The organism is Gordonia marina (assembly GCF_052036135.1).
GTDB lineage: Bacteria > Actinomycetota > Actinomycetes > Mycobacteriales > Mycobacteriaceae > Gordonia.
In genome coordinates this window covers 1-13,513 of the sequence record NZ_JBPSDN010000060.1, presented here as the reverse complement: position 1 = coordinate 13,513, position 13,513 = coordinate 1, and the positions used below count along the sequence as shown (strand labels likewise).

Below are 13,513 nucleotides of genomic sequence, written 5' to 3'. Positions count from 1 at the left end.
ACCGGACCCGCTCCCGACGGGAGCTCCTCACAACTTCGCCCGAACCGGGCGAACAGCAGTAACCAACCATCAAAGGGGGTCAGGTTTCAGACGTCGATAGGGGGTCAGATTTCACCCGCCGTTGACACCGATCGATCTTCACCGCTCTCATGCCGCTGCTGGTGGTCGGCATGAGCCTGGCAGTGGGCCGCGGGGTGCTCTCGGGTCTGGGCGAATTGGGCATGCCCGTGTCTCAATTCACCTCGATGTTCATGACAGTAATCATCTTCGGCGCCGGAGTCGACTACTCCGTATTCCTCATAAGCCGGTATCACGAGGGCATCCGGGCGGGTGACACCCCGGACGTGGCCATTGCGAACGCCACCGCAACGATCGGTCGCGTGGTGCTCGCGTCCGCAGCGACAGTTGCCCTTGCCTTCTTGGCGATGGCGTTCGCCAAGCTCAGCGTGTTCAACACGCTCGGCCCGGCGTGCGCGATCTCCATCGCCTTCGGCTTCCTGGCCACCGTCACTCTGCTGCCCCCCGTGCTGTCGTTCGCGGCAAAGCGTGGCGCGGGGCTACCTCGTCGTGACCTCACCAGACGGTACTGGCATCGGGTGGGAACGGGGGTGATCCGGCGGCCGGTCCCGCTGCTCGCGGTGAGCCTGGTGGCACTGATCGCTCTCGGCCTCATCGCGACCACCATGACAATCACCTACGACGATCGGGAAGGTCAGCCGCCGGACACCGGAAGCAACGAGGGATACGCGCTGCTGAACCGGCACTTTCCCAAAGACACCATCATCTCCGAATTCCTTCTGGTGGAGTCGAACAAAGACATGCGCACCGCCCAGGGACTCGCAGATCTCGATCAGATGGCGTCGCAAATAGCGCAGACTCCCGGTGTCACCCGCGTCATCGGGGTGACTCGTCCGACGGGCGAGAAACTTGAGCAGGCCCAGTTGTCATGGCAGAACGACCAGGTCGGCAGTCGCATCACCGAACAGACCGGTGACGCACAGTCACGCAAGGGCGACCTGGACCTACTGAAGACCGGGTCCTCACAACTCGCCGACGGTCTTGCTGTCCTGAACGAGCAAATCACCACCAACCTCGCGCCGCTGTCGGGGTTGCTCGAGCAGGCCTCGTCGGCCGGCGAGCAGCTCAGCCAGTATCGTCCGCTCGTCGATCAGCTGGCTGCTGCGGCGCCCGCACTCGATGAGTTCTCCCGACAAGCTCCCGAGCTGTCTCGAGTGGCACGACAAGCACAGTCGGCTGCCGACGCCGTCGCACCAGTGTTGAGTGCACTCGATGCTCCCTGGTGCGTCCAGATCCCGCAGTGTTCGGCCTTGCAGACACAGACCTCGGACATCCGCGCACTGGCCGACAACCAGTCCCTCGGTCGCTTCGCGGACTTCGCTACCCAGCTCGGTGGAGTCAACGGCCCGGGAACGGCGGACATCGCGCAGTTGCAGAGCTCATTGAACGTCCTCGACTCCGCTCTGCAGACGATCAACGGCCAGGACCTCGGCAGTCGGTTGTCACAGCTCCAGACGGGCGTCCGAGCGCTCGCCGACGGGGCCCGCCAGCTGTCCGGCGGTGTGAGCGCATTGGTGGACAGCAACCTACAGCTGCTGGCGGGCCTGTCTCAAGTGGCCGCCCAGCTACGCGCGCCCGCCCGGGACATCGGCAACACCGACTCGGCAACGGGATTCTACCTACCCGCCGACGCGTTCAAGGATCAACAGTTCAGCCAAGTGGCGCGCCAGTTCATCTCGCCGGATGGCAAGACTGCTCGCTATGTAGTGCAGACCGCCTACGATCCGTATACCGCGGATGCCATGACGTTGGCTAACAGCCTGTCAAAGGTGGCCGAGGACGCCATGCCGAACACCACGCTGCAGGGTGCGCGCGCATCTGTCGCCGGGTTCCCGGCGATCAACGCCGACATCCAACGACTTCTGGCGTACGACTTCAAGTTACTCGGATTCGGGACGCTCCTGATAGTCGGCCTGATCCTAATGCTCTTACTCAGGGCGATCGTCGCACCGATCTATCTACTGGCCACTGTCATTCTCAACTACGCAGCCGCTCTGGGCATCGGTGTCCTAGTCCTGCAACACATTGTCGGCAACGAAATAGCGTGGCCGGTCCCACTGGTGTCCTTCATCGTTCTGGTTGCAGTGGGGGCCGACTACAACATGCTGTTGGTTTCCCGGCTCAGAGAGGAATCGACGGCCAATATCCGGCTCGGAGTTCTGCGCACGGTCGCGTACACCGGCTCGGTCATCACCTCAGCCGGTTTGATCTTCGCGGCGAGCATGTTCGGACTCATGCTGGGATCGATCGACGTGATGGTGCAGATCGGCTTCATCATCGGTATCGGGTTACTCTTGGACACCTTTCTCGTCCGCACGATTGTCGTCCCGGCGTTAGCAGCATTGCTCGGTGAGGCGAGCTGGTGGCCAGGGAGGGTGCACCGTGCGGACGGTGAGCCGGATTCCACCGAGCCGGGTGGTCCCCTGCCCGAGGACGATCTGACGGTGTCTAATCGCTGACGGCGGATTCAATCCGGCGTCAGCGTGGCAAGGGCGGACAGGCATTCTCGGTTCTCGCTGGGGAAGCGATACCACGACCGGTGTCGATTGCGCATTCGCGCGACGGTTCCGCCCGTGCCGTGGCTGCTCAGGCGCAAAGTTAGGCATCGCTGCCGACGGCGGCCTGGGATGCTTCTAGGTGCACCGGCCAACCGGCCAGGTGAGGTGAACACCAGACGGCGGCGGTCCATTGCACCGCCGCCGTCTGCAAGAGATGTGTTCAGTTTGGCACGACGACGAAATTCCCGTCGGCATGTTGGGCACGCAAGACCTTCTTGTCGAACTTGCCCACGCTGGTGCGTGGCACCTGGTCCACGAACGCCCAGTGCTGGGGGATCCACCAACGAGGGATCTCGTCGGGGCAATTGGCGAGGAACCATTCTCTGAGCTGATCGGCGGTTACGTCACTGTCGTGCGCCCGGACGACCACGGCTAGGGCGGTCTCCTGCCATCGATCGTGGGGGATGGCGATCACTGCGGCCTCGGCCACCTGCGGATGGCCCATGATGGTGTTCTCAAGCTCCACCGATGAGATCCACTCGCCGCCGGACTTGATGACGTCTTTCGATCGATCGGTGAGCGTGAGGTAACCGTCCGGGCTGATGTGGCCCACATCGCCGGTGCGCAGCCAGCCGTCACGGAATTTGTCGCTGTCCTCGTCGAGACGGTAATAGGCACCGGTGATCCACGGTCCCTTGACTTCCAGTTCCCCCACGGACTTGTCATCACGCGGAACCGGCATCCCGGCCTCGTCGGTGAGACGCATCTCGACGCCACAGATGGCACGGCCCTGACGCTTGCGATACGACATGGCCGATTCCGGTGCGACACCGGCCGGTGGTCGACTGACCGCGGCCAGCGGCGAGGTTTCCGTCATCCCCCACGCCTGGATGATCTGCACGCCGAACCTGTCGGCGAATCCCTCGATCAACGACTGCGGCACCGGCGCACCACCGCAGGCGACCAGACTGATCGACGACAGATCCACCTCGGGGTGCGATACCCCATACTGCAATAAATCGCTCCAGATGGTCGGGACGGCACCAGCTTTCGTGGGTCGATGTGTCTGGATCATGTGCGCCAGCGGAGCAGCTTGCAGGTAACGGTCCGGCATGAGTAAGTCGGCACCCGCCATGAGGGACGCGTAGGGAAGACCCCAGGCACTGGCGTGGAACATCGGCACCACGGGCAGGACTCGGTCCCCTTCCTCCACGGCGAGCGCATTACCGGTGCAGGCTGCCATCGAGTGCAGGAACACCGACCGGTGGCTGTAGACGACCCCCTTGGGGTCTCCCGTGGTTCCGCTGGTGTAGCACATACCCGCCGCCGATCTCTCATCGGGATCTGTCCACGGGAACACCGGCGACTCCGCGGCGAGTGCGTCCTCATACCGGATGATGTCGACGCCGTTGCCCTCCAGCGCCGACACCTCTCCATCGCCGGCGACGAAAACGACGCGTACGGTCGACAGGCCCGGCAGGACCGGTGCCAACAACGGCACCAGGGAACTATCAGTGATGATGACCCGGTCCTCGGCGTGGTTCGCGATGAACTGCAGTTGGGACGCAGACAACCGCAGATTCAGGGTGTGCAAGACGGCACCCATGGCGGGAACCGCTGCGTACGCCTCCAGATGTTCCTGGTTGTTCCACAGCAAAGTAGCGACACGGTCATCGTCGCCAACACCGGCACGACGCAGAGCATTGGCCAGCTGACCGCATCGTTCCTCAAGGGACCCGTAGGTCGTGGTCCGAGCCGGTTCGTTTCCGCCGTAGGTGATGACCTGCCTTGCGGCGTGATTCGTCGCGACGTGGCGGAGGATCGACGCCACCGTCAAGGGCACATCCTGCATCGTGCTCTTCATGGGAACTCCTTCTGCGGCGCAGCCGCCTTATTCAGCTGGGCCATAGTCCTGGATCTGCCAGCCCTGGGCCGTTTTCGACACGACCACCTTCAACAACGTCGGCAGTTCACTCGGTTGTGGGTTCTGCACGTTCTGGGTCTTCTGGCTCGCGAAGACCATCACCGTGTATTCCCCGTCGGTGTCACCGGTGACGCTGGTGGCCAGCACGCGTCCCGACGCCTGCACCTGGGCCTGCTGCATGATCTGGGTCAGCGTCGGCCGGACCTCGTCGTAACGCTTGATGAGCGCCTCACCCGCGTTCTCTTTGACCGCCGCGAAAAAGGCGTCTGTGTTCTGGTAGTTGTAGGTCAGGGACTTGGTCGTGTAATCCGAGGCGGCCTTTGCCGCCGCGGCCCGTTGCGCGGCGTCGTTTTCCAATACCGACTTCGCGTCGTCGGCCTCGACGTAGAGGTAGGCAAACACGCCGGCCAGCACAGCGAGCACCACGATCACGGCCGAAACGACCAAGGCACGCAACCGCGGCGCTGCTGACCAGCGACGCCCACCTGGCGAGGGGGGATCAACGTCGCCGTCTCCCGGCTCCGCCGTGGCTACGGAAGCGGTTTTGGCGTTGTCGTCCACCAGCAGATCGCTATCCGTCGCCGCTGCTGCCGCGGCGTCCTCGACCTCAGTGGGCTCGGTGTGCGGCTCGGTCTCGTCATTTGTCATCTGGGGCCTTCTGTGTACTTGTGGTGACAGTCCGCGTGGGACATGGTCGTCACCGTGGTGACGGCGACACGGTGATGGGGACCTCCGCGCGACCTGGTCCCGACGCCGGGAAGGTTCGGGCGAGGAGGTCGCCGATCGACCCGAAGTCGACGTAGGTGTCCGCGACCTTCGCGGTCGCCGGTTTCACCGCCCGGGTGATCGTCAGCAGATCCGGCTGCAGGATCTGGATATAGCCGTCGAGCTTTTCCACAAGCTTCAACACCGGAGGCCACTTGTCGTACGAAGTAGTTGTGAACTCGATGAACGCCCGTTGAATGCGCGCCAGTCCGTTTACGGCGTCAGGGGTGCGCACAGCTGCCGTACTGAGGACGTCCCCGACATTGGACATGAGGCCGAGCAGGAACTCGGCGTTGTCCGCGGTCACCCGGACGGACCCATCTTTGCCGACGAAATCGACTAGACGGTGCATCATGTCGCCGATCGTGTCGAGGTCTTCCTGCCGTCCTGCGACGGCCTCGGCGACGGTCTTGTTGATGGACTCGATCGATGCCGGGTCGAGTCCATCTGCCACTGCAGCCATCTTCGGCAACACCTGGGGCACCGATTGCGACACATGCACCGCGTCCGCGGGCACCACATCTCCGTTGTGGAAGTACCCGCCGGTGGCCGTGCCCGTGGGCACGAAGTTGATGTACTGTTCCCCCGCGATCGACAGATTCTGGATCGACATCACGCTGTCCTGGGGGATCTTGTGATCGGAATCGATCGCCATCTCGACCTTAAGTGCCGAATCCACGACGTTGATGGAGGCCACTTTTCCGACGGGTATCCCCCGCACCATCACCGGCGACGTGTCCAGTAGACCGCCTGAGCTGTCGATGAAGGCGGTTAACGAGTACTCGGAGCGGGTGGGGTTGACGCGTGCCACGCCGACGACGAGGTAGCCGAGCCCTACGACGAACACGACGGCCAAAGCCACCATCGATATGAGCGTGCTGCTGCTGCGGTTCACGGCATCATTCCGATCGATTTCAACACGGTAATGAACGATTCGGCGTCACGCCGCGCCAGGTCCCGACCATCGATGGAGATGTCCGAGAGGTTGATGTCCGGCGACCCCACGAATGGAATGAGTTTGTCGCGGATGACGCGCGTTGCCTGCTCCGTGACGGACTTCGAGTAAATGTCGGAGTTGGCGATCGCCGCGATCACCGGGGCGATCGCGGCCACCGACTCCTTGATGCGTGAGTACTCCGGATCCACGATCCTGCCCGCGGCCGTAGCAAATGTACGCAAGTTGGCGATGAGTAACGCGACGTCGATCAGGGAGTAGCCGAGGCCATAGAAGTTGGTTCCGCCCTTAGTCAGCATCCGGTCGATTCCCGACGGATCAGCCAAAATCACCTTCAGAGTCCGATCAGCCGACCTCAACACCACGTCGAGCTTGTCAGTGTTCGAGGAGACCTCCGAAACGGTCTCCAGCGTTGTCCGATACAGGGCGTCGAATTCCTGCGGATCCTTGGGGAACGAGGTGTTCAATGTCGAGATCGCGGTGTGGATCTTGTCGAGCTCACCGCCGCCGAGGACATTCGCCATCCCACGCATGACGTCCTCGACATTTGCTGCCGGCTCGGTCCGTGCCAGCGGGATCACCGAACCCGACCGCAGCAAGGCACCCGTCGACGGCTCGGCTGGGGGAAGGATGGAAACGTAGATTTCACCAAGGAGAGTGTCTTGACGCAGCTCGGCTCGCGATTCGGCCGGCAGCTGAGTCTTGTTATCGATGCGAGCTTTGACGACTGCATGCCCGTTCTCGTACGTGACATTCTCGACGGTTCCGACGCTGAGCCCCTCTGAGAGGACTTTTGCGAGGGCCGGCAGGTTGAGTGCGCTGGTGAACTCCATCTGGATGTCGTAGCCGTTGCCGTCAGAGGTTCCTATGGTCGGCGGATTGTCGGCGTTGATCCCACACGATGTCACGAACACCATCGCTGCCATCAGTACGACCATCATGGGTCCGAGGCGTGCGCGGTTGACTGAGATCATCAGGCCCCTCCCCCCATCATCCCGGCGATCGTCCTTGATGCATCGCCGGGCCCGCAGACGCCGTTTGCCGCCGGCGCGGCGCAGCCACTGACGAGGCTTCGCAAAGGCAGCGACACTGCGAATGCCCGCACGATCGACTTGGCATCGGGGTGTTTCATGATGAGGTCTGCCGTGCGGGCTGCGACCGCTGCCACCATGTCCGGCTGCTCTCCCATGCCGGCGATGAGCGGAACGGCAGCATCACCGATCGCGAATATTGGGGGCCCGAAATCCGTTGCGAGCCGCGAGAGGATCGGTACGAACGTCCCCGCGTACTCGACTGCCGCGCCGAACGTCTGGCCGAACGCGATGATGACATTGATGGCGCCCACGAAGTTGTCGAAGAGGGCGGTCACCTCTTTGTCGTTCTCGGTTGCCACCCCCGTCAGTGTTGCGAGGTTCCCGACGATCCTGCGAATCTGTCCATCCCGCTTGGCCGGGTCGTTGATGAGCGTGGCAGAGTCCTTGATGATCCCGGCCACGTCACCCTGGGTCCCTTCCAGATTGCGGGCGACGAGCTTGAGGGACTGCAGGATGGCGTCGGTGTTTCTGCCGTTGTCCTTGACCAGGTCCTCGGACAAGTTGCTGATCGAGTCGAGCGTCTGACTGATTCCCAGCGGGGTTCTCGTCTTACTCAACGGAATGCACTGATTCGTCTCGTATCGGGCTCCACCGGAGTACGGCTTGGTGAACTCGATCTGACGTTCGGTCACGATGGATGTCGACACCAGAGTCGCGCCGACGTCGGCAGACAGCGGCACGCTCTTGTCGACCCGCATGTCGATCCTCACACCGGACTGACCTTTATTCTGGTGCACCCCGACGACGCTGCCCACCTTCTTGCCGAGCATGGCGACTGCGTTGCCTTCGAAGAGGCCCGATGCATCGGTGAACTCTGCGCACAGGGCGCGCGTGTCGTCGGACGCTGTCCGGCCTATCCCGATACCAGCGATGACCACCACCACCACGGCGATCAGGAGCAGCAGTCTTCGGACCCAGGTGGTCAGCATTTGTCGTCACCACTCGGAATGCACACACGAACCTCTGGTTCTGTGGTGGCCGGCGCACCGACCGGCGCCTGGAGGAGGACGCCGAGGCGCTGAGTGATCTGATCGATCTGTGTCAGGGCATTGGAGTAGCCCGGCATCTCTGTCGACACCTTGTCCAGGAGCGTCTTGAACTGTTGCACGGACGGTTCGATGCCATCGCGGTACGCCACGAGCGGCCTCGTCAGGAGTTTGAACAGACGCCTGAGATAGTCGAACCCGCCGCGGACGTTCTGGATATCAGGTCCCAGCGTCCTGGCCAGGAAGCTGAGTTGACGGAGAAAGTCGACTAGCACCTGTTTTTGGTCGGCGAAAGCTTTGACGTATTCATCCGATAGAGCGACCGTTTTGTCGAGCTGACCGTACTGTCGCTCTAGGAGGTCCATCAGACTGCTGGTGTTCCTCAGTGCGTCGGGAATGTTTGTGTTGCCGTCGGAGAACGCATTCTGCAGCAGCGCCGCAGTTTGACGGAGATCGACGCCGTTCACATCACGGAACACCGGCGTCGTCGTCTCGAGCGTGTTGGAGATGTCGTAGGTACTCGATGTCTGAACAAGGGGGATGGCCCCCGACAGCGCGGTCGGTCCTGACCCTGGGTCCAGATCGAGAACTCGCCCGCCGATCGGCGTGATCAGGCGAACCGCTGCGGTAGCATCCGAACGGACTGACACCGAGTCGTCGAGTCGAAATTTGACTGTGATAACCGTTCCCGTGAGGTCCACCGACGACACCCTCCCTTGTCTTATCCCCGCTATACGCACCTGATCACCCGACTCCAGCCCGCCGGTGTTGACCAGATGGGCCGAGTACACCTTTTGACCGGGCGGTGCGATATACACGGCCCCGGCGATGACCAGACCGACCACCACGGTCACCACCACCACACCGGCGACGATGAGGTCGCGTCTGCGTTCGGGCTGGTGATGCGATCGATTTCGATTGAACAACCTCACTTACACACCACCAATCGTTGCCCCATAAGCGCAATCTGCGCTGTATCCGGCAGGGGCAGGAGACCTTTCGAACATTGCGCCTCGCTCGGCGTGGAGTTCGTCGCAGCGGTGAGCGAGTCCATAAGGGGCTTGAGCAGTACCGCACCGTTGAGTAGACCCTCTAACTCCCCGGGTTCTCGCGCCAGACGCTGATAGATCGTCGCGAAACTCTGGTCGTACGTTGACTCGAGTTGCTCGCCGGTGAGGACCGTCTTCGACATGGACCGGTTGACCTCGCGTAGCGACTCTCGCAGCCGGTCACTCACGCGGCTGAAGGCGTCGACGATCGATCCCAGCTTGTCGACGAGTTCGACCATCTCCGCCGAGCGGCCTTCGAGCTGGTCGGAGACCTGGCCGAGACTCGTCACAATATTCGTGATGATCTCAGACCGCTGGTTCCCGTAGGCGGTGATGTTGGCGATCTGCTTCAGAACAGGCGATATGCCCCTTCCATCACCTTGAGCAACGCGCAACAAGTTGGACTGCAGTTCATTGATCTCGTCGGCATTAAGCGTGTCGAACACCGGCTTGAATCCGTTGAACAAGGTGGACACATCAAATGAGGGAATGGTCTTGTCGAGCGCCACCTGTGTGAGTGCCCCCTGTGTTTTTCCCTGTTCCGCACCGATCAATTCGACATATCGCTGTCCGAGAAGATTCTGATAACGCACGGCGGCGGTGGTTTTCGATGTGATCGTGATGTCGTCGTTCAGTTGGAAATGAACGACCGCCGTGGCCCCTTTCAGGTCGATCGCCGTCACATAACCGACCTTGACCCCTGCCGACCGCACACCGTCGCGAGGTTTGAGCCCGGAGGCATCGGAGAAGACCGCTGATCGTTCAGAACTCGCTCCGTCCGAGCTGGGTTGGAGGATGGCGATGATCACGTAGGTGAGAACGCCGATGACTGCGGTGAACGCGACGATCTTGATGATGGTGGGAGTTAACGACTTGAGCTTCATCTACCTCGGTCCTCCTGCTGCAAGCGCGCTCTGCAGCGCAGGTGAGGTCTGCACTATCAGGGCGACCTGAAGTTGCACTCGCTCCCCGACCTGTGGCGTGGCCTTGTCGATGCTGTCCAGGATCTGCGGGATGGTGTAAACGGTCCGCGCGAGCCCCGAGGCCGATCTGGCGACTGGCCTCGCCAGATCGAGGCCGACGTCCAGTAGTGAACTCAACGCCGGGTAGTTTTTGTTCAACAGTCCTCCGAGTGCGCCGAACAGGACCTCGCCGGTGTCGTTGAGGTTGCCTTTGGTCTGTTTGATGGCCTCGTCGGTGGCGAAGAAGTCAGCGATGTCGACGTTTATGAGGATGCCCGGAATGAACGGCTTCATGAAGTCGGCAACACCCTCGGACAGGTCTGCCGCGATCGCCAAATCCTGGCCCACTGGCCGCTGTTGAACGTCCCGAGTGAGCTGTGCGATCTGGAACATGAGTTTGCCGGTGTCGGCAAACGTTTGGGAATCGTCGACGACAAACTTCACCACAGAATTGAACGCTGGCTGATCGAGAGCATTGACCAGCTTGGAAAGTTTTCGAATCAGGGTCGATACCGAAGTTTGTTCGGACTGCTGCTTGCTCACATAGACACTGCCGCCATCACGGATGAGCGCTCCCCGCCCAGGGTCGACAACCTCGAGTGCCGTCGGCCCCAGCGCGCTGGCGGACGTGTAATTCACCGCCATGCCCTGACGCAACCGGATGTCGTCGTTCGCTCCGGTGAGCTCGATTTTCACATTTGTGCTTTGGTCGCGCACCGACACCGAGGACACCTTGCCCACCGTGAAGCCCCGATACTTCACCTCCGATCCGCTCTTCAATCCGTCACCAATCGCGTCGGTGGTAATCGTCACTGTCTTGTTGTCGTCATATTTTCCGTTCGCGTTGCCCACCAGAAGATAGGCGGCAACCACCACGACGACGAGAACCCCGATCCCACGCAGGGTCAAGTTCGTTCGTGACGGCGCGCGCCCTGACAGATCTTGAAATACAGCCACTTAAACTCCTAGCCCGAAATCCTGACGCCCGAATCGAAGCCCCACATCAGCAGGGTCAAGATCATGTCCTCCACGACGATGATGATGAGACTGCTGCGGATCGCTCGACCAGACGCGCGGCCGACGCCTTCTGCTCCACCGGTGGCGTAGTAGCCCTGGTAGCTGTGGACGATGACGACCGATACCACGAAAATTAGGACCTTGATGACTGAGAACACCAGATCCTGCGGTTTGAGGAACGCATTGAAATAGAAGTCGTAGGTGCCACCGGACTGACCGTGCATAAGGATGACGACCAGTTTGGCCGCGACGAAACTGAGTATCAGCGTCACGATGTAGAGGGGAATGATAGTGGTGATCGCTGCGACCACGCGCGTGCTGACGACGTACGGAATCGGCCGCACCGCCATCGACTCGAGTGCGTCGATCTCTTCGGCGATGCGCATAGAACCGATCTCCGCAGTGAGGCGACAGCCGGCCTGGGCTGCAAAGCCGATCGCGGCGATAATAGGTGCCAACTCCCGAGTGTTGGCGTATGACGAGATGAACCCGGTAAGAGACCCCATCCCCACCAGGTCCAGCGAGGCGTAACCCTGAATGCCGATAGATGCCCCCACAGCCATTCCGAGAATGACAAGCACGACCGCGGTACCCCCGCCGACCAGAACAGCGCCTCGTCCCCAAGCAAACTCATGTATGTACAAAAGCGTCTGTCGTCGATAGGTGGTCGCGACGTGACGAATTCCTGCGACGGTGTCGATGATGAACGTGGTGATGTGCCCGAGTTGTGCAGGGACTTCGGCGAGGGGCGTCACAGCACGCACGATCGGACGAGTGACAGAAGTGAACCGGGTGGATGGTATGGCGGTCACGTGTTCTCCGTCATCCGATGGTCTGCGGGACGAACATAATTGTCAGCTGGGTGATGACCACGTTGATGACGAAGCACGCCACCACCCCCAGGACCACGGTGGCGTTGACAGATTCGGCCACACCCTTCGGGCCGCCTTTCGTGGACAGACCCCGGTGACATGCGATCGCCACGACCACGAGACCGAACACCACTGACTTGATCAGTGCCACCACGATGTCCGCCGACGAGGCGAAGGATGCAAACGAGGAGACGTAACTTCCCGGCGTGATGCCCTGGACGTTGACGCTCAGGATGTAGCCGGCCACGAGACCGGTAAACACGATGAGCATGCACAACAGCGGAGCGACGATGAGAACCGCGACGAACCGCGGGGCGACGACTCGACGGGCCGGATTGAGTCCTAGCGTCTCCATGGCATCGATCTCTTCACGGACGGTGCGTGCGCCAAGGTCAGAGGCGATGGCCGACCCTGCCGCACCACCGAGCAGCAGCGCTGTCACGATCGGGGCCCCCTGCTGGATGATCCCGAGTCCACCAGCGGCGCCGGCGATGGACGTGGCCCCGACCTGCTGGGTCAGGCTTCCCACTTGCACCGAGACGATGACGCCGAACGGGATCGCCACCAGGATCGCCGGCAACGTCGTTACGGTGATGACGAACCAGGTCTGGGTGACAGCCTCCCGAAACGGAAATCGTCCGGTGACAATGTCATACACGGTCCACCGCAGTGCCTGACCGGCGAGCATGGTCGTGTTTCCGAAGGTCGCAAGACTATCCGTCGCACGACCAGTGACTCCCGTAGCGATACTGCTCTCCTTCATATGGCTGCACAGCCCTTCAATGATGTGCATCACAGTATCAGGTACTTCAAGTACTTCAATACATGATTCGGAGATTCCTGCCGGAGTTAGCCGCACTGGCGAGGCGACACCCGTCGTCGCACCACGATGGTCCTCGATGTCATCGAGATGGCGCGGTGGGCACTCACCCTGATCATTCCTATAACGAGCAGCACGCGGCGCCGACCACCTCTACACCCTCAACTGCGAAGAGCCAAAAACGTTCGGTTCCATCCGCTGCTGGTATTGGACCGCCCCGAGATCCGGCGGGGAAGCCCTGGCCGGGCCGCTCGATGCCTCCGAGAGCTTCGGCAAATGCGGCGACGGACGACTTCACCGATTCGCTGTCCGACGTTGACCCGACTTGTGAAAGACCGTTCCGGACTCGGACAACTCGGCGGCGACCTAACCTCGATCTTTCATCCGGTGCCTATCCCTGCCTGAGCGGTTCGGATTGATTGCGGCAGGGCTGATTTTGCGGTTCGGGTACGACAGGCTGGCCGGTTGCCGCCGGATCACGGCCGGGTTTCAC

Annotated in this window: 10 protein-coding genes and 1 pseudogene; 1 reads left to right on the top strand and 10 read right to left on the bottom strand. The window is 61.6% G+C overall.

Annotated elements, in window-relative coordinates:
* Positions 1-125: 125 nt before the first annotated feature.
* A pseudogene (locus tag ACSEEN_RS20855) lies at positions 126-2,537 on the top strand (MMPL family transporter); the annotation flags it as partial.
* Between the two features lie 259 nt (positions 2,538-2,796).
* On the opposite strand, the gene ACSEEN_RS20850 reads toward ACSEEN_RS20855, so the two are convergent.
* Genes ACSEEN_RS20850 through ACSEEN_RS20805 form a run of 10 tightly spaced genes read right to left on the bottom strand, consistent with a single transcriptional unit; the run spans position 2,797 to position 12,888 of the window.
* Positions 2,797-4,440 (bottom strand): long-chain fatty acid--CoA ligase, encoded by a 1,644-nt coding sequence (locus ACSEEN_RS20850; RefSeq protein ID WP_008382348.1) that lies wholly within the window; start codon positions 4,438-4,440, stop codon positions 2,797-2,799.
* Positions 4,441-4,467: 27 nt separating this feature from the next.
* The gene (locus ACSEEN_RS20845) at positions 4,468-5,148 is read right to left on the bottom strand and encodes a hypothetical protein (RefSeq protein WP_408949317.1); all 681 of its coding nucleotides are present in this window, start codon (positions 5,146-5,148) and stop codon (positions 4,468-4,470) included.
* Positions 5,149-5,197: 49 nt separating this feature from the next.
* A complete protein-coding gene (locus ACSEEN_RS20840; protein WP_161897560.1) occupies positions 5,198-6,130 on the bottom strand; it encodes an MlaD family protein in 933 nt (310 codons plus the stop codon).
* Positions 6,131-6,156: 26 nt separating this feature from the next.
* Positions 6,157-7,194, bottom strand: a complete 1,038-nt coding sequence (locus ACSEEN_RS20835) for an MlaD family protein (protein WP_161896570.1) — start codon at positions 7,192-7,194, stop codon at positions 6,157-6,159.
* The gene (locus ACSEEN_RS20830; protein WP_161896571.1) at positions 7,194-8,243 is read right to left on the bottom strand and encodes an MlaD family protein; all 1,050 of its coding nucleotides are present in this window, start codon (positions 8,241-8,243) and stop codon (positions 7,194-7,196) included. Before ACSEEN_RS20830 ends, ACSEEN_RS20835 begins: the two co-directional genes overlap by 1 nt.
* Positions 8,237-9,232, bottom strand: coding sequence for an MlaD family protein (locus ACSEEN_RS20825; RefSeq protein WP_161896572.1), 996 nt, complete (start codon positions 9,230-9,232; stop codon positions 8,237-8,239). Before ACSEEN_RS20825 ends, ACSEEN_RS20830 begins: the two co-directional genes overlap by 7 nt.
* The gene (locus ACSEEN_RS20820) at positions 9,229-10,233 is read right to left on the bottom strand and encodes an MlaD family protein (RefSeq protein ID WP_161896573.1); all 1,005 of its coding nucleotides are present in this window, start codon (positions 10,231-10,233) and stop codon (positions 9,229-9,231) included. The genes ACSEEN_RS20825 and ACSEEN_RS20820 overlap by 4 nt, the downstream gene beginning before the upstream one ends.
* Positions 10,234-11,268 (bottom strand): MlaD family protein, encoded by a 1,035-nt coding sequence (locus tag ACSEEN_RS20815; RefSeq protein ID WP_440714195.1) that lies wholly within the window; start codon positions 11,266-11,268, stop codon positions 10,234-10,236.
* An 8-nt stretch (positions 11,269-11,276) separates the two neighbouring features.
* Positions 11,277-12,140: an ABC transporter permease gene (locus tag ACSEEN_RS20810; RefSeq protein ID WP_161896575.1), complete on the bottom strand. Its 864-nt coding sequence runs from the start codon at positions 12,138-12,140 to the stop codon at positions 11,277-11,279.
* Between the two features lie 10 nt (positions 12,141-12,150).
* Positions 12,151-12,888, bottom strand: a complete 738-nt coding sequence (locus tag ACSEEN_RS20805) for an MlaE family ABC transporter permease (protein WP_030175681.1) — start codon at positions 12,886-12,888, stop codon at positions 12,151-12,153.
* Positions 12,889-13,513 lie beyond the last annotated feature (625 nt).

Coding starts and splice junctions, on each gene's coding strand:
- ACSEEN_RS20850 (WP_008382348.1), bottom strand. CDS start 4,440: ATGAAGAGCACGATGCAGGATGTGCCCTTGACGGTGGCGTCGATCCTC.
- ACSEEN_RS20845 (WP_408949317.1), bottom strand. CDS start 5,148: ATGACAAATGACGAGACCGAGCCGCACACCGAGCCCACTGAGGTCGAG.
- ACSEEN_RS20840 (WP_161897560.1), bottom strand. CDS start 6,130: ATGGTGGCTTTGGCCGTCGTGTTCGTCGTAGGGCTCGGCTACCTCGTC.
- ACSEEN_RS20835 (WP_161896570.1), bottom strand. CDS start 7,194: ATGATCTCAGTCAACCGCGCACGCCTCGGACCCATGATGGTCGTACTG.
- ACSEEN_RS20830 (WP_161896571.1), bottom strand. CDS start 8,243: ATGCTGACCACCTGGGTCCGAAGACTGCTGCTCCTGATCGCCGTGGTG.
- ACSEEN_RS20820 (WP_161896573.1), bottom strand. CDS start 10,233: ATGAAGCTCAAGTCGTTAACTCCCACCATCATCAAGATCGTCGCGTTC.
- ACSEEN_RS20805 (WP_030175681.1), bottom strand. CDS start 12,888: ATGCTCGCCGGTCAGGCACTGCGGTGGACCGTGTATGACATTGTCACC.